Below are 20527 nucleotides of genomic sequence, written 5' to 3'. Positions count from 1 at the left end.
GAAAGTCAGTAGATGAACTGGGACGCGTTTTCGTATTGGGGTCAGCACATCTCGAAATGGGCGGCGGATTATCACAAGACACTTGCTGAGCGTCCCGTGCGGGCGCAGACCGCGCCGGGGGAAATCGCGGCCCAGCTTGTTGCAACTCCACCCGAGACAGGCGAGCCGATGGACGCCATCATGGCCGATTTCGAACGGATCGTGATGCCGGGCATCACCCATTGGCAGCATCCGCGCTTTTTTGCGTATTTCCCGGCCAACGCTGCACCCCCGTCCATGTTGGCCGAGATGCTGGTGACGACCATCGCGGCCCAATGCATGTTGTGGCAGACCTCGCCTGCCGCGACCGAGGTCGAGGGCGTCATGGTCGACTGGCTGCGGCAGGCCGTCGGATTGCCCGAGGGTATGACCGGCGTCATACAGGACAGCGCCTCTTCGGCCACCTTGTCGGCGGTACTGACCATGCGGGAACGGGCCACCGGCTTTACCGGCAACCGGGAAGGCCTGAACGCCAAGGGGGCGCTGCGGATCTATTGTTCCGATCAGGTGCATTCGTCGATTGACCGGGCATGCTGGGTTGCCGGGATCGGTCAGGACAATCTGGTCAAGTTGCCCACGCAGGGGCCGAATTTCGGGATTGTTCCCTCGGCGCTTGAGGCCGCCATTATGAATGACGTCGCCGCCGGACATATCCCGGCCGGGATTGTTGCAATTACCGGTGGCACAGGTGTGGGGGCCTGCGATGATCTGATGGCCGTGGCTGATATCGCCCAAAAATACGACCTCTACACCCATCTTGACGCCGCCTGGGCGGGTTCGGCCATGATCTGCCCCGAATTCCGCAGGGCTTTGTGGCAGGGCGCCGACCGCTATGACAGCATCGTCTTCAACCCGCACAAGTGGATGGGTGCGCAATTCGATTGTGCGATCCAGTTCCTGAGGGACGCCACGCCGCAGCTCGATACGCTGAAAATCGAGCCGGAATACCTCAAGACGACCGGAGCCGAGGTGACGAATTACTCGGAGTGGACCATCCCGCTGGGCCGCAGGTTCCGGGCGTTGAAAATCTGGTTCCTGTTGCGGTCATACGGGTTGGAGGGATTGCGCGAACGCATCCGCAACCATGTGGCATGGGCCGGCGAACTGGCGGAAAAGATTGGTGCGATCGAGGGGTTCGAGATCACAACCGGCCCTATCCTCAGCCTGTATTCCTTCCGCTGCCCAGGGGACGATGCTCAGCAGCAGCGTCTGGTGGACGCGCTGAATGACGATGGCCGGATTTACCTGACGCAGGGCATGTTCGACGGCCGCAAGATCATCCGCTTTCAGGTCGGGCAGTTCGATACCACCCGCGACGACGTGTTGATGGCTGCGGACGTGATCCGGGACGTGTGGGAGACCATGAAATGAGGTTTGCCACTTTCGTATCGGGCGAAGAACGTTTCTTCGGGGCAATCACTGACGGTGGTGCCATTGCCTTGAACCAGGAATTCCCGGAACACGACAGCCTTTATGAGGTGATCGCGGCCGGGGCGTTCGATCAACTGGCAGAGGCGGCCGGGGGGAAACCTGTCACCCATCCCGATTTCATCTACGACATGGTGATGCCGGACGCGCGACGTATCCTTTGCGTCGGGGTGAACTTTCCTGACCGGAACGCAGAATACAAAGATGGCAGCGCGCAGCCGAAATACATGTCTCTGTTCCCGCGTTTCGCCAGTGGATTTACCGGCCATGAGCGGCCTCTGATCCGCCCGCCGGAAAACCACACGCTGGATTACGAAGGCGAAGTGGCCATCGTGATTGGCAAGGCTGGCCGCCGCATTCCGCAGCAGGACGCGTATGATCACATCGCCGCGCTGACGCTGTGCAATGAAGGAACCATTCGCGACTGGGTTCGGCACGCCAAGTTCAATGTCACCCAAGGCAAGAACTGGGACCGCTCTGGGGCCATCGGCCCGTGGCTGGTTCCCTTCACGGATGCGGCCCAGTTGGATGACGCTCGTATTCAGACACATGTGAATGGCGAGCTGCGGCAGGATGATACGCTGAACCGCATGATGTTCCCGATCCGGCGCGAGATTGAATACATCTCGACTTTCATGACGCTTCAGCCCGGCGATATCATTGTGACCGGTACACCGACCGGGGCGGGCGCGCGGTTCGATCCGCCGAAATACCTGGCACCCGGTGATGTGGTCGAGGTCTCGGTCGACGGTATCGGTACTCTGCGAAACACGGTTGAGGATGAAATAGTATGACGCCCGAAGACCATGCGCGCGCGGCCGCTGATCTGTTGCAGGCGGAACGAACGCATGAACAGATTGGCCTGCTCAGCCTGCGCCACCCCGAGATAGGCATGGATGACGCTTACGAGGTGCAGAAAGCCATCTGTCGCCAGAAACTGTCCGAAGGGCGCAAGGTGATCGGGTGGAAGATCGGCCTGACTTCGAAAGCCATGCAATACGCGTTGAACATCGATATTCCTGACAGTGGAATTCTGTTTGACGACATGGTGTTTGCACAGGGTGCCACCGTTCCGGCCGGGCGATTCATCCAGCCCCGGATCGAGGCCGAAATTGCCTTTGTCATGAAGTCTGCCATAGGCGGGGACAACGTGTCCCGCGAAGATATCATCGCGGCGACGGAATGCGTCGCGCCGTCCATCGAGATTCTGGATACCCGGATTGAACGCGTGGATCCCGAAACCGGCAAGGCGCGCACGGTCTTTGACACGATCAGTGACAATGCCGCCAATGCCGGTATCGTTTTGGGCAACGACCGCCACAGGGTGGATGCCTTTGATCTGCGCTGGGTCGGGGCACTCACCTTCCGCAATGGCGAGATCGAGGAAACCGGTCTGGGCGCGGGGGTGCTGAACGATCCGGTCGAAAGCGTCGTGTGGCTGGCGCGTCGCATGGCGCAATACGGTCAGAGCATCGCGCCGGGCCAGGTCGTTCTGTCCGGCAGCTTCATCCGCCCGGTCGAATGCCCCTCGGGAACGGAAATCCAAGCTGATTTCGGACCGTTCGGCTCAGTCGATATCCGTTTCGCCTGAAAGGAACGCCAATGCCCGCGCCAAGCAATACGTTCAAGGCCGCGCTGAGGGCGGGAACCCCTTTGATCGGGTGTTGGGTTGGGCTGGCCAATGCCTATACGGCCGAGATCGCCGCAACGGCGCAGTTTGACTGGCTGCTGGTTGACGGAGAGCATGCACCAAACGATCTGCGCTCGATCCTCGAGCAGGTGAGGGTGATTGAAGGATCTGGCAGTACCCCCGTCGCACGCCTGCCGATTGGCGAAACCTGGATGATCAAGCAATATCTCGATGCCGGTGTGCAGAACATACTGGTGCCGATGGTGGAAAGCGGCGATCAGGCGCGCGAACTGGTGCGGGCCGTGCAGTATCCACCTCGTGGCGTTCGGGGCGTAGGTTCCGCTTTGGCGCGGGCTTCGCGTTTTGCGGCTATCCCGGATTATCTGAAAACGGCGGACGAGCAGATCTGTCTTTTGGTGCAGGTCGAAAACAGGCTTGGGCTGGAGGCGCTGGACGACATACTGGCGACCGACGTCGATGGGGTGTTCGTCGGCCCGTCGGATCTGGCCGCAGATATGGGCCATATCGGCGATGCCGGGCACCCGGACGTGATCGAGGCCGTTCTTGATGCCATCCGGCGCATCGTTGCGGCAGGCAAGCCGGCAGGGATATTGTCACTGGACCCGGTCATGCAGCGAAAATGCCTGGATCTGGGGGCAACATTCGTGGCCACGGACATCGATGTGACTTTGTTCGCCAAGGCAATCCGGGCCGCTGCTACTGATGGGCTCAGCCTGCTGCCCGATCAGGTGGCTTCGGGAAGCGCACAGACAGGCGCGGCGTCGAAATACCTGCAACAGCTTTGCAAACACTGGTCGCGCAAGGCTCAGGTAACATTTGATGAAACGCAAGGCAGCGTGAGCTTTCCGGACGGGAACCGCGTCACGCTTTCGGCAGGTGATACCAGCCTGACCGTAACCGCCGCCACCCGGGCGCGCGGTGATCTGGCCCGATGGCAACAGGTCATCGAGGCTCATCTGGCGCGTTTTGCGTTTCGGGAAGAGTTCCGCATTGATTGGTCAGGATGAGGAAAACACGTTGCGGCCCTGAATCCGGCTCTGTGGCAACAGGACAAAGGCAGGCACACCTGCGTTGGATTTGAAACGGTTTTGCCCGAAAGGCCACAACTAGAGCTTGTGGATACCATGGACGGTCAGCGTGCTGACCAGATCGGCATAGTCTTCGCGGGCTTTGGGGCCCGCGCCGGTGTTCCACATGTAATACCAGTTCAGCATCCCAAAAACTGACATCGTGGTGCCGCGCAGCTTGTCCTTGTCATCATTGAAGGCTGTCGGGGCCAGCTCTTTCAGGATGTCGCGCACAAAATTTACCAATTCCAGCTGATACCCGCGCAGAAGTTTCTGCTGTTCCTCGGTCAAGGCGCTCATGCCGCTGATCTGCACCCGGTGTTCGTCATCTGCGCCTTGATAGGCAAACAGGATTTCGCGCACCGCTTTCCGCAGCTTCTGTTCAGACGTAAGACCGTTCAGATCCACATTGCAGATACGGTCGCGAAGCTCGCGCAGGTAGGTTTCAAGGATGTCATACAAGATGGCATCCTTGCTGTCGTAATAGTGGTAGATGTTTGCCTTGGAAATCCCGCACTCTTTTGCCAACAGGGTCATCGAGGCGCGATCAAACCCTTGGTCGGCGAACACTTTGGCGGCCATTTTCAGGATTTGCTTCCGCTTCTGGTCGTGATCTTTGGCGATTGTACGGGCCACGGCTTATTCCTTATCGCGATTGTCGACGACGCGCTTCGCCTTGCCCTGAGAGCGTTCGACGTCGCCGGGGTCACCTACAACAATTTCCGTTGAGACGCCAACGACGTCCTTGATCCGCTTGGTCAGCATCCGTGCCGCGGCCGTCTTGGACAGTTCGTCGGTGGAATCCGGGGACGATTCAACATAAACCCGCATGGCGTCCATGCGGCCAGATTTGTACAGCTCTATCTGATAATAAGGGGCAAGGCCCCCCGTCGCCATGACCTGTTCTTCAATCTGGCTGGGAAAGACGTTGACCCCGCGCAGGATCATCATGTCGTCGCTGCGACCGGTGATTTTGGCCATCCGGCGCATGGATCGTGCTGTCCCCGGCAGCAGGCAGGTCAGATCGCGCGTGCGATAGCGGATCATCGGCAAACCTTCCTTGGTCAGGGTCGTGAACACCAACTCGCCGGTTTCGCCATCGGGCAGGACCTCTCCGGTCGTGGGATCAATGATTTCAGGCAGGAAGTGATCTTCCCAGATCACCGGGCCATCCTTGGTTTCAACGCATTCATTGGCCACCCCGGGCCCCATGATTTCGGACAGGCCATAGATGTCGACCGCATGCATATCAAACGCATCCTCGACTTCGGCGCGCATGGCGTCCGTCCAGGGCTCGGCACCGAACACGCCAACCTTCAGCGAGCTTTCACGCGGGTCGAGCCCGGCCTTGTGGAACTGTTCAAGGATATTGAGCATATAGGAAGGTGTAACCATGATCCCGTCGGGCCGGAAATCGTTGATCAGGTTGACTTGCTTTTCGGTTTGCCCGCCGGACATGGGGACGACGGTCGCGCCAAGCCGCTCGATCCCGTAATGTGCGCCAAGACCGCCGGTGAACAACCCGTAACCATAGGCATTGTGCACCATGTCACCTTTGCGCAACCCCGATGCGCGCAGGGACCTTGCGCCCAGATCCGCCCAATTGTCGATGTCGTTTTTCGTGTAGCCCACCACCGTCGGCTTGCCCGTCGTACCGGACGAGGCGTGCAGACGAATGATCTGGCTGCGAGGAACGGCGAACAGACCGAACGGATAGTTGTCACGCAGATCATTCTTGTACGTGAACGGAAACTTCGCCAGATCCGAAAGCTGCTGAAGATCGTCGGGATGCACACCGGATTCGTCAAACCGTTGCTTGTACATCGGAACGTTCTCGTAGGCGTGGCGAACGGACCATTTGAGGCGTTCAAGCTGCGTCGCGCGGATTTCGTCGATCGAGGCGATCTCGATCGGGTCCAGATCCGCTTTGTTTGGGGAAAGGTCTTCCATCGCGTCACTCCTCCAGTCGCGAAGCTATTCCTGAAAATTCTGCCCGCCGACCGCGCGGGACATTCCGCGAAACTCGGCGATCAGGGTGTTGTCTTGGTTGGTGACGTGCACGTCATAGATGCCACTGCGGCCGGTGACGGCAACCTCTGTCGCGGTTGCGGTCAGATGGTCCCCTTTTTTTCCGGGCGCGAGGTAGCTCATCATTGTATGCTGGCCGACGGTTGCCACGTTGCGGCTGTTGCAGGCGAAGGCAAAGGCGCTGTCGGCCAGGGCATGAGTGACGCCCCCGTGGCAAATGCCGTGCCCGTTGCAGTGATGGTCCCCGACTGTCAGGGTCAGAACTGCACGGCCTTCGTCGACTTCGACCAGATCCATCCCGAACCATTTGCTGGCTTGGTCATTTGCCCACATCGCTTCAGCGGATTTCGTGGCACGTTCCTTGGGTGTCATCATCAGCGTCCCTGGAAATTCGGTGTCCGCTTTTCAAGAAAACTGGATACGCCTTCGGCGTAATCCGCGCTTTCCCCGCAGGTCTTCATTGCGTCTGCTTCGATCTCAAGCTGATCCGAGAGCGACGTGGTGGCAGCGGTTTGAATGCACTGTTTTGTCAGCCCGAGCCCGAGGGTTGGGCCGTTTGCCAATTGCGCGGCAAGTGCGCGCGCTTCGGTCATCAATTGATCATCGGCCACCGCCTTCCAGATCAGCCCCCAATCTTCGGCTTGCTTGGCCGGAAGGGGTTGGGCTGTCAGGGCCAGCCCCTTGGCGCGCGCCTCGCCCAACAGGCGCGGCAAGTGCCAACTGCCGCCCGTGTCGGGAATCAGGCCCACCTTGGAAAAGCTCTGAATGAATTTTGCACTTTCCGCGGCCAGAACCATATCACAGGCCAGCGCCAGATTTGCACCCGCCCCGGCGGCTACTCCGTTCACGGCGCAGATCACCGGGATATTCACTGACCGGATCAACCGGACAAGAGGGGCATAGAATCTGCGTACCGTTTTGCTTAAATCCGGCGGGCCATCCATTATCGACGGGTCGCGATCGCCGAGGTCCTGACCGGCACAAAAGCCTCGTCCGGCACCGGTCAGCAATATCGCGCGGGCCCCGCCGTCGCGCGCGGCTTTCAGCGCATCCTGAAGCGCCAGGTGCATTTCTTCATTGAACGAGTTCAGCTTGTCCGGGCGGTTCAGGGTGATTTCGGCCCAGTTCCCGTTGTCTTGTACAAGAATCGTATCGCTCATGACTGTCTCATCTGGTCTCGTTTCAACTTAATCATTGCATTAACCGAACGGTTGGTCAATATATAAACCCGAACCGAATCTGAACCGATCAAAGGGATTGCAAATGTCGCAGTCGTCGCTGGTGAGCGTTGAATTTAAGGGCGACGTGGCGTGGGTCACCATTGGCAACCCGCCGGTAAACGCGACGTCGACAGGAGTTCGCCAAGGGCTGTCTGACGCCGTTGATGCGGTCAAGGGGGCGCGGGTGGCGGTGCTGTGTTGCGCTGGAAAAACCTTTGTCGCAGGCGGCGACATGTCCGAATTCGATGCGCCGCCGGTCGAGCCGCACTTGCCCGACGTGGTTCAGAAAATCGAAGACAGCGAGGTTCCGTTCATTGCCTGCATGCATGGCAACGTGCTGGGTGGTGGGTTCGAAATCGCCATGGCCTGTGCGTGGCGGATCGCAGCGCCGGGAACGGGTTTTGGCCTGCCGGAAGTCAATGTGGGCTTGATCCCCGGGGCAGGGGGCACACAACGATTGCCGCGTCTTGTCGGGATGCAGGCTGCAATTGACATGGCTTGTTCGGGCAAAATTTTCAAGGCAGAGACACTGGCCGAGCTTGGCGGCGTCGACCGCATCGCCGAAGACCCCAGGGCTGCTGTCCTGGAGTTGATTGCCGACCTGCCCGAACGCCCAATACCTGTCAGCCAGCGTGCTGTGGCGGAATTTTCGCCGGATCTGTTGGAGACGAGCCGCGAGGCTTTGAAGAAACGCGCTAAGGGTCAGAAATCACCGTCGGAAAACCTGACGGCGCTTGGTTGGTCGGTTGAGCCATTTGCCACCGCACAACCGAAAGAGCGCGCGCGCCATCTGGAGTTGCGCCAAAGCCCGGAAAGCCGCGCTTTGCGCTACGCGTTTTTTGCTGAACGTGCCGTGTCCAAACCTTCGTTGATCAAAGGCGTGGCCGCCCGTGACATAACACGGATCGCCGTTGTCGGAGGTGGGTTGATGGGGGCAGGGATCGCAACTGCGGCCCTGAGCGGCGGGCTGTCCGTGACGTTGATCGAGCGAGACGCTGACGCCGCGGCCGCAGCGCACAATCGGGTCGAGGGTCTGCTGCAAGGCGCGGTCAAGAGAGGCAAGATGTCCGAGGCGCAGCTTCGGGATCGCTTTGCTGCGTTTCGTGCGGTGAACAGTTATGCAGGCGCTGCGGATGCCGAACTGGCGATCGAGGCCGTCTTTGAAGACTTGCCCGTCAAGCAACAGGTATTTGACGAGCTGGCAAGGCATATGAGCAGCGATGCGATTTTGGCCACCAATACGTCCTATCTGGACCCGCGCGAAATTTTCGCGGACGTCGGCAATCAGGCCCGATGCATCGGGCTGCATTTCTTCAGCCCGGCCCATGTCATGAAACTGCTCGAGGTCGTGGTAGCTCCGCAAACCTCTGCTGAAATGGTCGCAACTGCGGTCGCGCTTGGGAAGAAGCTTCGCAAGGTTTCGGTGCTGTCGGGTATCTGCGATGGGTTCATTGGCAACCGCATGTTGGCCGCCTATCGGCGCGCGGCCGATTATCTGCTGGCAGATGGGGCGCTTCCCTATCAGGTGGACCGTGCAATGCGGGCGTTCGGGATGCCCATGGGGCCTTACGAGCTTCAGGATCTGACCGGTCTTCAAATTGCCTGGGCGAACCGCAAACGCAATGCCGCCAACCGCGACCCGAACGAACGTTATGTCACCATCGCGGACCAGCTTTGTCAGCGTGAGCGTTTCGGCCAGCGTGTCGGCAAAGGGTGGTACCGCTACGAAGAGGGCAGTCGTGATCCGGTTCGTGATCCCGAAGTTGAGGCATTGATCGAAGCTTATTCCGACCAGCAGGGCATCACCCGCAGGGATTTTTCGGACGAGGAAATCTGTTCGCGGTTGCTGGCGGTCTTGGCCAACGAGGGCGCTTTGATCATTGAAGAGGGGATCGCGGAAAACGCCGAAGCTGTCGATATGGTTCAAATCCATGGATATGGCTTTCCCCGCTGGAGAGGAGGACCGATGAACTATTGCAACGAAATCGGCATCAGCCGGTGCGCCGCAAATATGCTAACCGTAGTGAAAGAAAGCCCAGGTTCGTGGCGCCTCGCGGGCCAATTGGAAAACAATTAACATGTTGATGGTTACAAAAGTGACCATTAACGCATTCTCGAGTCATGTTTCACAGGGAGGAGACAAAACCATGAAGTTCACCAAGTTGAGCACTCTTTTGGCCTCGGCCGCGCTGGCTGTTTCGGGCACAGTGGCGCTGGCGGCGGATTATACGCTGACGATTTCCAGCTGGGCACCGCCAACCCACGGCATCAACGCGAAGATGTGGCCGAAATTCGTGGAAATGGTCGAAGAAGCCACCGACGGCAAAGTCACTGCTGAACTGAAGCTGGGAATTGCCCCGCCGCCGGCGCAGATGGATCTGATCATGGATGGCGCGGCGGATGCGTCGATCATCTTCCATGGTTACCAGCCCGGTCGTTTCGTCACCACCAAGATGATTGAGCTGCCCGGATATGAGGGCTCGGCCGAAGCGGCCTCGGTCGCGTATTGGCGTACATACGACAAGTATCTCAAGGCAGCGGACGAACATCGCGGTGTGAAAGTGATCGCCCTGCACACACACGGCCCGGCACAGCTTCATTCCAGCAGCTCCGTGACCAACCTCGACGAGGTATCCGGCCTCAAGGTGCGTATCCCGGGCGGCGTTGGCGGAGATGTCGGCACGGCGCTGGGCGCAACCGGAATCCAGGTTCCCGCGCCGAAAGTATACGAGACACTCGCGTCGAAAGCTGCTGATGGTGTGGTTATGCCATTTGAATCCCGTAAGGGTTTCAAGCTGACTGAAGTGGCGCAGAACGTATATGAAGTTCCGGGTGGCCTGTATCGCGGTTCATTTGCGTTCATCATGAACGAAGACACTTTTGCGGATCTTCCCGCCGATGTGCAGGCCGCTTTGGAAGAAAAGGTCTTCGGCGAACCGCTGAGCCGCGAAATCGGTAAAATCTGGGATGAGATCGACGCGATCGGCCGTGAGGCGACCGAACAGACCGAGGGCAACGCGATCAATGCAGCCTCTGCTGAAGATCTGGAAAAGTTCAACGCGATTGCTGCCGATGTGCGCGCCAAGGTCATCGAAGAGGTCAATGGCACCGGTGTTGATGCGCAAGCCGCTTATGACATGATCGTTAACGAAATGGCTGCCCAGTAACACAGCCCGGCTGGCGGGGTTGACCCGCCAGCCATCTTCACCCGTTGGGGGCCAATCATGCAATCTATCGTGACCTTCGCGCGTCGCGTCAGTATCATTCCGACGGTGCTGGCCTGTGTGGCGCTGTTCATCCTGATGGTGATGACCTTTTTTGACGTCATCCTACGCTCAGTCTTCAATGCTCCGATCGAGGCGGCAACCGAACTGACGCGGATTCTGATGGCGATCCTTGTGTTCTCGGTTCTGCCGATGATTTCGGCCGGGAAAGGGCAAATCGCCGTTGACCTGACCGATGGAATTTTTTCCCGCCTGCGGCTGAGCAGGGCACGCGATGCAATTGTCTATCTGGTGTCTGGCATCATGCTGATCTGGCCGATTCAGCGCGTTTGGGTTCTGGCTGAACGTGCACGGGATTACGGGGACGTCACCGAATACCTGTCGATCCCTGTCTTCTATGTCGGCTGGTTCATCGCCGCCTTCACTGCAATAACGGCCGTTGCGATGGTCATCACCGGTCTTTTGCACATTTTTGCCCCCCAAACCTTTTCGGAGCACGCCTGATGACTGCCGCACTGATCGGTTTCGCCCTTGTCCTGGTTCTTGTGTTGGTACGCTTGCCCATTGTGTTTGCGATGGGCCTCGTGGGGACGCTTGGGTTCGCATATGAACGCGGTGGCAGCATCCTGTCCGAGCGCGGGCTGAAGGCCGCCATGTCGATGGTGGGTCGCCAGATTACCGATACGGCACAGGACTATGGCCTTTCGGTCGTGCCACTGTTCATCCTCATGGGTCTGTTCGTGAACAAGGGCGGGCTCGCGCGCGAATTATACGCGGTTTCAAACGCCTTCCTGGGCCACTTCCGAGGTGGTATCGCCATGGCGACGGTTGCCGCATGCGGCGGCTTTTCGGCCATTTGCGGTTCCTCGCTGGCAACGGCTGCGACCATGTCCAAAGTCGCGATGCCCGAGATGCGCCGGTACCGCTACGCGGATGAGTTGTCGACCGCGTCGATTGCCGCCGGTGGCACGCTGGGTATCCTGATCCCACCGTCGGTCATTTTGGTGATCTACGGCCTGTTGACCGAAACATCGATCGGCAAACTCTTCGTTGCGGGCATAATTCCCGGTGTACTTGGTATCCTCTTCTATCTGTTCGCGGTGCGCTGGACCGTTTGGCGCAGGCCCGAGGCCGGCCCCGCCGGTGAACGCCACGGCTGGGGCGAACGCCTGTCGGCCCTGCGCTCGGTCTGGGCGGTGTTGCTGTTGTTCTTCCTGGTGATCGGCGGCTTGTACGGAGTGTTCGATTTCCATCCTTTGAACCTGACCTTCAGCCCGACCGAAGCCGCTGGTATGGGCGCGATGGGGGCGTTCCTGATCGCATTGTCGCGCGGCGGGCTGACCCTTAGATCGACCTTTGAAGTGCTGAAGGAAACCAGCTTCACCGCCGCAGCGCTGTTCTCGGTTCTGATCGGCGCGCAGATCTTCTCGAATTTCATCAACCTGGCCGGTCTGCCCGAAGCGTTGATCGCCTTGGTCACCGCATATGAGGTGGAGCCCTTCGTCGTGATCCTGATGATCCTCGGGATCTACATCATTCTGGGATGCGTCTTTGAATCGCTGTCGATGCTGTTGCTGACGGTTCCGATCTTTTTCCCTCTGGTCACGTCATTGGGATACGATCCGATCTGGTTCGGCATCGTTGTCGTCGTCGTGACCGAGATCAGTTTGATCACGCCGCCCGTGGGTCTGAACGTGTTCATTCTGAAAGGCGTGGTCGGGGACGTATCGACCGGAACAATCTTCAAGGGGGTCACACCGTTCTGGGTGGCAGACATCTTCCGTCTGGCTCTGATCGTTCTGGTGCCGTGGCTGGTTCTGGTCCTTCCCGAACAAATGGGAGCGATGGGTCACTGATGTTCTCTCTGACTGCGCTTTCGGACGGGTTTCATGCGGATCCCTATCCAACCTACGCCGCGTTGCGCGAAGACACGCCCGTCTGCTGGCAGCCCGATGGTTCGGTGGTCCTGTCGCGGTATGACGATCTGGATCTGGTGTACCGGGATACCGAGCGTTTCATTTCGGATAAAAAGGCGGTTTTCGGCCCCAAATACGGTATCGATAGCCCGCTGTACGAACACCATACCACCAGCCTTGTGTTCAACGATCCGCCCCTGCATACCCGCGTCCGCAAGGTCATGGTCGGCGCTATGAACCCACGGGCGCTGGCGCAGATGGAACCGGGCCTGATTGAACTTGTGGATGGGCTGCTGGACGAGATGCAGGCCAAGGGCTCGGTAGAGTTGATCGAGGATTTCGCCGGTGCCATCCCGATCGAGATCATCGGCAACCTGCTTGGCATTCCCAGATCGGAACGTGGCCCTTTGCGGGATTGGTCTTTGGCTATTCTGGGCGCTTTGGAACCCCAATTGACGCCCGAGCAGGAAGAGTGGGGCAACCGGTCGGTATCTGATTTCAAGGACTATCTTCGGCATGTCATAGAAGATCGCCGGGCCATCCCCGGAGATCCTGCGACGGATGTCCTGACACGGTTGATGCAGGATGACACCGAAGGTGGCTTGACCGAGGTAGAGCTGTACCAGAACTGCATCTTCATTCTGAATGCAGGGCACGAGACCACCACCAACCTGATCGGCAACGCATTGGAACTGTTGGAACGGCACCGCGACAAGCGGGCCGATCTTCTGGCCAATCCGGATCTGATCAACACGGCAGTGGACGAGTTTCTGCGGCTGGAAAGCCCAAATCAGTTTGGCAATCGTCTGACCACCGAAGATGTAACGTTCCACGGTCAGACCATTCCGGCAGGTACGGACATTCACCTGTGTATCGGCGCGGCCAATCGCGATCCGCGGCAGTTTGAACAACCTAATGAGGTTGTATTGGATCGGCGCCCCAACAAGCATCACGCGTTTGCCGGAGGTCCCCATACCTGCGTCGGCCTGACCCTGGCCCGTATGGAGGGGCGCGTGGCCGTCGGACGGTTTCTTGCGCGATTCCCGACCTATCGCATCACTGACGGCGCCGAACGGGGCGGGCGCATCCGGTTTCGGGGTTTCGCGCGACTGCCAGCGCAAGTCTGAGATGTGCGGTTTGGGTGACAATTCGCCAATTTATTGACCGACCGTACGGTTTATATTATGATTTCGTGAGACGGGCATATGGCCGCGCGAAGTTCACACAACAAATGAGGAGACGCTCATGACAATCCAACAGATTTCCAGCTTCGCGGCCGGTGAATGGGTTGCCCCCGGTGCGGGTGCCCGCAATATTACAAGCGCAGTCACCGGCGAGGTGATCGCCACGGCCGGCAATAGCGCGTTGGATGTGCAGGGGATGCTGGACTATGCGCGCAATGTCGGCGGGCCGGCGCTGCGGCAGATGACGTTCCACCAGCGGGCCAAGATGCTCAAGGCGCTGTCCGTTCATTTGGGTCAGCACAAACAGGAAATGTATGACCTGTCTTTCAGCACAGGTGCGACCCAGTCCGACCACTTGATCGACATAGACGGTGGTATCGGCACGATGTTCGTCTTCGCTTCGAAAGGTCGACGCGAGATGCCGGACGGATATGTCTATCTGGACGGTGAGGTCGAGCAGTTGTCGCGCAATGGCACTTTTCTGGGGCAGCACATCTGCACCCCGTTGCATGGGGTGGCGGTTCACATCAACGCGTTCAACTTTCCTGTCTGGGGGATGTTGGAAAAGCTGGCTCCAACCCTTCTGGCAGGCGTTCCGGCCATCGTAAAACCGGCGACGAACTCGTGCTACGTCACCGAACTATGCGTCCGGCTGATGCTGGACTCCGGCATTTTGCCTGCGGGCGCGTTGCAGCTGGTTTCGGGTGGTCTGGGCGATATGCTGGACCGTCTGACCATGCAGGACGTGGTCAGTTTCACCGGATCCGCGGAAACGGCGTCGAAACTGCGTTCCAACCCGGTCATCCTGGAGAATTCTGTTCGTTTCGTAGCCGAGCAGGACAGTCTGAACTGCTCGATCCTGGGCCCTGATGCCGAGCCCGGAACGCCGGAATTCGACCTTTTCGTCAAAGAAGTCCAGCGCGAGATGACCACGAAGGCCGGGCAGAAATGTACGGCGATCCGCCGGATCATTGCCCCAGAGCCTCAGGTGCAGGCGGTGATCGAAGCCCTGTCCGCGCGGTTGGCAAAAACGGTCATCGGCGACCCGCGGCTGGAAACCACACGCATGGGCGCGCTGGTCTCGAACGGTCAGAAACGCGATGTTCTGGAAAAGGCGGCAATCATCGGGCAGGAAGCCGAGCGCGTTTTCGGCAACCCTGACGATTTTCAGGTTGATGGGGCGGATGCCGAGAAAGGCGCGTTCCTGCCGCCGATGTTGTACCACTGTGCCAATCCGGATGCGGCCCGACGCGTCCATGACACCGAGGCTTTTGGCCCGGTCAGCACGGTGATGGGGTATCGCGATCTTGACCATGCGATCGATCTGGCGAACCGCGGGCAGGGGTCGCTGGTGGCATCGGTCATAACTCGTGACGCGGATGTGGCGCGGCAAGTTGCCCTTGGGGCCGGGGTCTATCACGGGCGGCTGTATTTCAACAATCGTGACTCGATGAAGGAATCCACCGGCCACGGCTCTCCTCTGCCGCATATGGTTCACGGCGGACCCGGACGCGCTGGTGGCGGCGAGGAGATGGGCGGTGTGCGTGGCGTGAAGCACTACATGCAGAGGACAGCCATTCAGGGGTCACCCGATTTGCTGACCGCGATCGGGAACAAATGGGTTCCCGGCGCGACCGAGGTCGCAGGGCCAGCCCATCCGTTCACGCGCCGGTTCCACGAGCTGGCGATTGGCGAGACCCTCCACACGGCGCCCCGTACAATCACGATGGAAGACATCGAACACTTTGCCAATTTCACCGGCGATACGTTCTACGCGCATATGGATCAGGCAGCGGCGGAACGGAACCCGTTCTTCCCGGGCCGTGTGGCCCATGGGTATCTGCTTCTGTCATTTGCAGCCGGATTGTTTGTTGAACCGAACGAAGGCCCGGTTCTGGCAAACACGGGTCTTGACGGGTTGCGATTCATGAAGCCCGTCCAGGCGGGTGATACCATCAAGGTGCGGTTGACGGTCAAGGCCAAGACCAAACGGAACGAAGAATACGGCGAAGTCCGCTGGCATGTCACCCTGACCCAACAGGATGATGAAATGGTTGCGGAATATGAGCTTTTGACGATGGTCGCCTACTAGGCCGGGAACCCATTGAATTCGGCAGGTCAGCGTGTTCACGGTTCGAAAAACGAGCGGTGAACATGTCTGATCTTCGGGATGCGTGCCAGAATCCGGGGGCGCAAACAGTGCGGGTTGCCTGCAAAGCACGCTAAGCGGCGCAATCGCGTCAAGATATTGTTCGACAGAATCAAGGGCTGGCGGCGCGCCACGACCCTTTGCGACCGAGGCTCAAAGGTCCTCTCGCCCGCGCCGCCATGAGTTGGCTGTGAAACCTTATCCCGGCGCGCGTTAAACATGCACATCAACCTGAGTTCGCAGATTGGCCGGGTGCGTTCCATCAGGGTGGAAAAACGGCGGTCTTCTTTACCGTTCCATAAACAAAGCTGGTGTCGATCGAAGCAATCCCACCGATCGGGTGAATTCTGTTTCGTATGAATTCTTCATATGCCTCGAGATCCGATACCAACACCCGCAGCTGGTAGTCCATCGCCCCGGTCAGCACGTGGCATTCAAGAACTTCGTCGATCATCCGAACGCGTTTTTCGAAATTCTGTACGTCCGTTTCATTGTGTCGCTCCAACCGGACCCGCACAAAAACGGTAATGCCTATGCCGTATGCGGCGGCGTCCACATCTGCGCTGTAACCCTTTATGATCCCGCGCGCTTCGAGGTTCTTGACCCGGCGCAGACACGGCGACGGAGACAGGTTCACCTCGTCGGCAAGGTCCTGGTTCGTCATGCGCCCGTCCTTTTGCAGCGCCCGAATGATCTGTCTGTCTTTATCGTCCATTTCAACCTTAAAATTGGCAGAATCTGCCAATATAGATCGCTGTCTTGATACTATTTGCAAGCACAAGCCCAAAGTAAAGGTGCAAACTGGCGTCAGCTTGAAACAGGAGCTTGCAATGACTCGTTCAACCGGATTTGCCACCCGCGCCATTCACCACGCTTACAACCCTCTGGAAAATGACGGCGCCCTTACCCCACCGCTGCATTTGACGTCCACGTTTACCTTTGAAACCGCAGAGGCTGGTGGAGAGATGTTCACCGGTGAACGCGCAGGTCATATCTACAGCCGTATTTCGAACCCCACATGTGACCTTCTGGAACAACGCATTGCGGTGCTTGAAGGGGCCGAGGCCGGACTGGCACTTTCCAGCGGCATGGGGGCGATCACGGCAGTGCTTTGGACCCTGCTGTCGCCGGGGGACGAAGTCATCGTGGACAAAACGCTCTATGGCTGCACCTTCGCCTTCATGCGCCACGGTCTGGCAAAATGGGGGGTCACGATCACCCATGTCGACATGACAGACCCAGAGAACCTGAAAGCTGCCGTTTCTGACAAAACCCGCGTTGTCTATTTCGAAACTCCGGCCAATCCGAACATGCGCTTGGTGGACATCGCCACCAGCGCCGAAATTGCGCATTCGGTCGGTGCAACGGTTGTCGTCGACAACACTTATGCCAGCCCCTATCTGACCCGCCCGATCGAGCACGGGGCGGATATCGTTCTGCATTCTGCCACCAAATATCTCGGTGGGCATGGCGACGTGGTCGCTGGTCTGGTTGTCGGCACCGCCGAACAGATCGCCGAAATCCGCCTGGTCGGAATGAAGGATATGACCGGTGCGGTCATGGCCCCTTTCAACGCGATGCTGATCCTGCGTGGTCTAAAAACACTGAACCTGCGTCTGGATCGTCATTGCGCGTCAGCCAAGGTCGTCGCTGATTTCCTCGAGGCGCACCCCGCCGTCGGTGAGGTTTATTTTCCCGGGCTGAAAAGCTTTGCCCAGCATGATGTCGCGCAGCGGCAAATGTCCCAACCCGGCGCCATGATCGCGTTCGAGATCAAGTCCGGCCTGTCCGGTGGGATCGAATTTATGAACCGCCTGAACATGATCCAGCGCGCGGTGTCCTTGGGCGATGCCGAAACGCTGATCCAGCACCCTGCATCCATGACGCATTCGACCTATACCCCGGAAGAACGGGCCGCGCATGGGATCAGCGATGGTTTGATCCGTTTGTCCGTCGGGCTTGAGGATGTCGAAGATATCCTCGCAGACCTGGAGCAAGCTTTGCCGTATCTTGCCCGCAGCGCCGCCTGAACCCGGAGACCGCCATGCACATTGATCCCACTCAGTTGAAGATCGTTGAACAACGTCTGCTATGGTTGTCGCATTGGATGATCCACAATGCCAACCAGATCCGACCAAAGGTGGATGGGATCAAGGTTGGTGGCCATCAGGCGTCGTCTGCTTCGATGGTGTCGATCATGACCGCGCTCTATTTTTCGGCCCTGCGCGCTGAAGACCGGGTGGCGGTCAAACCCCATGCCTCGCCGGTTTTCCATGCGATGCAGTATCTCATGGGCAATCAAACGCGCGAGAAGATGGAAAACTTCCGTGGTTTTGGCGGTGTGCAAAGCTATCCCAGCCGGACCAAGGATATCGACGACGTCGATTTTTCTACCGGGTCTGTGGGTTTGGGTGTCGCGATCACCTCGTTTGCCTCAATCATTCAGGATTACATCAAGGCCAAAAGCTGGGGCTCGGATGCTCCGATGGGGCGGATGGTGGCCCTTGTAGGCGACGCCGAACTGGACGAAGGCAATGTGTACGAGGCATTGCAGGAAGGTTGGAAGAACGACCTGCGCAATACGTGGTGGATCATTGACTACAACCGGCAATCCCTGGATGGCATCGTCCGCGAAGGGCTGTTCGAACGGATTGAAAAGATCTTCGATGCGTTCGGTTGGGATGTCGTGCGCGTGAAATATGGGGTTCTGCAACGCGCGGCCTTTGAAGAACCGGGTGGCGATCGCCTGCGCGACTGGATCGATGCGTGCCCCAATCAGGAATATTCGGCTTTGACCTTCATGGGTGGCGCAGTCTGGCGGCAGCGTCTCATGGACGATCTGGGGGATCAGGGGGATGTGACCGCCCTGATCGAACGGCGGACGGATGCAGAGCTGGCTGCCCTGATGGAAAACCTTGGCGGCAATTGCGTCGAGACCATGGCCCGGACATTTGCCGCCATCGATCATGATCGCCCGACCTGTTTCCTGGCCTACACCGTCAAAGGGTGGGGCACCCCCATCGCAGGTCACAAGGACAATCACGGCGGGCTGATGAACAACAGCCAGTTCGCCGCGTGGCAGTCGCATATGGGCGTGCCAGAAGGTGAGGAATGGGAGCCGCTTGCGACAGTGCAGGACCCAGCCGCATTCAAGGATTTTCTGGCTAAGGCACCGTTCTTTACCAAGGGTCCGCGCCGCTATTTCGATGACAAGCTGGACGTGCCACGGATCGAGGTCGACACCAGCCGTGAAATCTCGACCCAGATGGCGTTTGGCAAGATCCTTGACGATCTGTCAAAAGGTGATGGCCCGTTGACCGAACGCATCGTGACAACCTCTCCGGATGTCACCGGCACGACGAACCTCGGGCCTTGGGTTAACCGGCGCAAACTGTTCGCCAGATCCGAGCAAGCCGACGCCTTCATAGAACACCGGATCCCTTCGACGGCGAAATGGGAATTCAAGCCGGAGGGGCAGCATATCGAACTTGGTATCGCCGAAATGAACCTCATGTTGCTTCTGGGAGCGGCGGGTCTGTCGCATTCCCTGTTCGGTAAGCGGCTGATCCCAATTGGCACCGTCTATGATCCCTTCGTCAGCCGCGGTCTCGATGCGCTAAACTACGCCTGTTATCAGGACGCGCGCTTCATGCTGGTTGGCACACCATCGGGTGTCACACTCGCACCCGAAGGTGGAGCACACCAATCCGTTGGAACACCGCTGATCGGGATGAGCCAAGACGGGCTGGCCGCATTCGAACCCGCCTTTGCTGATGAACTGGCGGTGATCATGGAATGGGCCTTCGACTATCTGCAACGCGACGGTGAAGGGCAACCGGACGAGCGCACATGGCTGCGCGATGAAACCGGCGGTTCCGTCTATCTGCGTCTGACGACCAACCCGATTGAACAGCCTGGAAAGCGTGTCGACGATGAGTTCCGCCAAGGTGCCATCGATGGGGCCTATTGGTTGCGAAAACCGGGGCCCAATTGCGAAGTTGTAATCGCCTATCAAGGTGCCGTCGCGCCCGAGGCAATCAGGGCCGCCGGTATCATCGGCGAGGGCCGTCGCGATATCGGCGTTCTGGCCGTGACGTCCGCGGATCGGCTGAATGCCGGTTGGACGGCTGCACAACGCGTGCGGTCGCGGGGCAACCCCGCCGCACTTTCCCACATCGAGGCCCTGATGTCTGGCCTGCCGGCGCATTGCAATCTGGTCACCGTGATTGATGGGCATCCTGCAACATTGTCGTGGCTGGGCGCTGTGCGCGGTCATCAGACCATTCCGATGGGGGTCGAACATTTTGGCCAGACAGGAACGATCGGTGATCTCTATCGCCACCACTGCATTGATGCCGATGCCATCATCGAAAAAGTGAATGGTTTGACCCGTGGCAGAGTACTTCTTAGGGCAACAGGGGCTTGAGATCGGGCCAACAAGATCAGGAACGAACCCGCTCGGGCTCTTGTTTGACCCATGTCGCATCGACGACGGTCACGTCATCGAAATGATCGGCAAGATTGTGTGTGTCCGGTGCGTTTCTCCGACGCCCAACGGCAGGCATCTGCCAGCAAGATGTCGAATTGCGTACCCGCGTTGACCCAGGCTTGACGCGGCCCG

At 58.8% G+C, this 20527-nt stretch carries 17 protein-coding genes; 12 read left to right on the top strand and 5 right to left on the bottom strand.

From position 1 onward, the window contains the following. Positions 1–12 precede the first annotated feature (12 nt). The 4 genes from I9184_RS15705 to I9184_RS15690 are packed head-to-tail and all read left to right on the top strand — an operon-like array spanning position 13 to position 4125. Positions 13–1410 carry a pyridoxal-dependent decarboxylase gene (locus tag I9184_RS15705; RefSeq protein WP_209835103.1) on the top strand — a complete coding sequence of 466 codons (1398 nt, stop codon included), beginning with the start codon at positions 13–15 and terminating at the stop codon, positions 1408–1410. Next, a complete protein-coding gene (locus I9184_RS15700; protein ID WP_209835102.1) occupies positions 1407–2261 on the top strand; it encodes a fumarylacetoacetate hydrolase family protein in 855 nt (284 codons plus the stop codon). The genes I9184_RS15705 and I9184_RS15700 overlap by 4 nt, the downstream gene beginning before the upstream one ends. Beyond that, positions 2258–3058, top strand: coding sequence for a 2-oxo-hept-4-ene-1,7-dioate hydratase (hpaH, locus tag I9184_RS15695; RefSeq protein WP_171724618.1), 801 nt, complete (start codon positions 2258–2260; stop codon positions 3056–3058). The genes I9184_RS15700 and hpaH overlap by 4 nt, the downstream gene beginning before the upstream one ends. A gap of 11 nt (positions 3059–3069) precedes the next feature. Beyond that, positions 3070–4125, top strand: a complete 1056-nt coding sequence (locus tag I9184_RS15690; protein ID WP_209835101.1) for an aldolase/citrate lyase family protein — start codon at positions 3070–3072, stop codon at positions 4123–4125. 99 nt (positions 4126–4224) lie between these two features. On the opposite strand, the gene I9184_RS15685 is transcribed toward I9184_RS15690, so the two are convergent. Genes I9184_RS15685 through paaG form a run of 4 tightly spaced genes read right to left on the bottom strand, consistent with a single transcriptional unit; the run spans position 4225 to position 7373 of the window. After that, positions 4225–4821, bottom strand: a complete 597-nt coding sequence (locus I9184_RS15685) for a TetR/AcrR family transcriptional regulator (protein ID WP_171636514.1) — start codon at positions 4819–4821, stop codon at positions 4225–4227. 3 nt (positions 4822–4824) lie between these two features. Beyond that, positions 4825–6135: a phenylacetate--CoA ligase PaaK gene (gene paaK / locus I9184_RS15680; protein ID WP_171636512.1), complete on the bottom strand. Its 1311-nt coding sequence runs from the start codon at positions 6133–6135 to the stop codon at positions 4825–4827. Between the two features lie 24 nt (positions 6136–6159). Next, entirely contained in the window at positions 6160–6585 is a 426-nt protein-coding gene (gene paaI, locus I9184_RS15675; protein ID WP_171636641.1) for a hydroxyphenylacetyl-CoA thioesterase PaaI, read from the bottom strand. Between the two features lie 2 nt (positions 6586–6587). Beyond that, on the bottom strand, positions 6588–7373 hold the full coding sequence (gene paaG, locus I9184_RS15670; RefSeq protein WP_209835100.1) for a 2-(1,2-epoxy-1,2-dihydrophenyl)acetyl-CoA isomerase PaaG: 786 nt from the start codon (positions 7371–7373) through the stop codon (positions 6588–6590). Positions 7374–7476: 103 nt separating this feature from the next. Between paaG and I9184_RS15665 the strand changes: the two genes are divergently transcribed. From I9184_RS15665 to paaZ, 6 genes are all read left to right on the top strand, one after another. Next, entirely contained in the window at positions 7477–9510 is a 2034-nt protein-coding gene (locus tag I9184_RS15665) for an FAD-dependent oxidoreductase (protein WP_209835099.1), read from the top strand. Positions 9511–9580: 70 nt separating this feature from the next. After that, positions 9581–10600 (top strand): TRAP transporter substrate-binding protein, encoded by a 1020-nt coding sequence (locus I9184_RS15660; protein ID WP_171636506.1) that lies wholly within the window; start codon positions 9581–9583, stop codon positions 10598–10600. 57 nt (positions 10601–10657) lie between these two features. Further along, positions 10658–11161 (top strand): TRAP transporter small permease subunit, encoded by a 504-nt coding sequence (locus tag I9184_RS15655; protein ID WP_209835098.1) that lies wholly within the window; start codon positions 10658–10660, stop codon positions 11159–11161. After that, complete coding sequence (locus I9184_RS15650; RefSeq protein WP_171636504.1) at positions 11161–12513, top strand: TRAP transporter large permease; 1353 nt, start codon at positions 11161–11163, stop codon at positions 12511–12513. Before I9184_RS15655 ends, I9184_RS15650 begins: the two co-directional genes overlap by 1 nt. Further along, entirely contained in the window at positions 12513–13700 is a 1188-nt protein-coding gene (locus tag I9184_RS15645; RefSeq protein ID WP_209835097.1) for a cytochrome P450, read from the top strand. The genes I9184_RS15650 and I9184_RS15645 overlap by 1 nt, the downstream gene beginning before the upstream one ends. A 118-nt stretch (positions 13701–13818) precedes the next feature. Beyond that, positions 13819–15849, top strand: coding sequence for a phenylacetic acid degradation bifunctional protein PaaZ (gene paaZ, locus I9184_RS15640; RefSeq protein ID WP_171636500.1), 2031 nt, complete (start codon positions 13819–13821; stop codon positions 15847–15849). 319 nt (positions 15850–16168) lie between these two features. On the opposite strand, the gene I9184_RS15635 is transcribed toward paaZ, so the two are convergent. After that, positions 16169–16621, bottom strand: coding sequence for an Lrp/AsnC family transcriptional regulator (locus I9184_RS15635; protein ID WP_171636498.1), 453 nt, complete (start codon positions 16619–16621; stop codon positions 16169–16171). A gap of 115 nt (positions 16622–16736) precedes the next feature. On the opposite strand from I9184_RS15635, the gene I9184_RS15630 reads away from it, so the two are divergent. Further along, positions 16737–17936, top strand: a complete 1200-nt coding sequence (locus I9184_RS15630; RefSeq protein WP_209835096.1) for a methionine gamma-lyase — start codon at positions 16737–16739, stop codon at positions 17934–17936. Positions 17937–17950: 14 nt separating this feature from the next. Beyond that, positions 17951–20332: a 1-deoxy-D-xylulose-5-phosphate synthase N-terminal domain-containing protein gene (locus I9184_RS15625; protein WP_209835095.1), complete on the top strand. Its 2382-nt coding sequence runs from the start codon at positions 17951–17953 to the stop codon at positions 20330–20332. Positions 20333–20527: the final 195 nt, after the last annotated feature.

Origin of the sequence: Ruegeria sp. HKCCE3926 (assembly GCF_017872515.1) — a bacterium.
In the GTDB taxonomy this organism is placed as follows: Bacteria; Pseudomonadota; Alphaproteobacteria; order Rhodobacterales; family Rhodobacteraceae; genus Ruegeria.
This window is presented reverse-complemented; position numbering and strand designations above follow the sequence as displayed.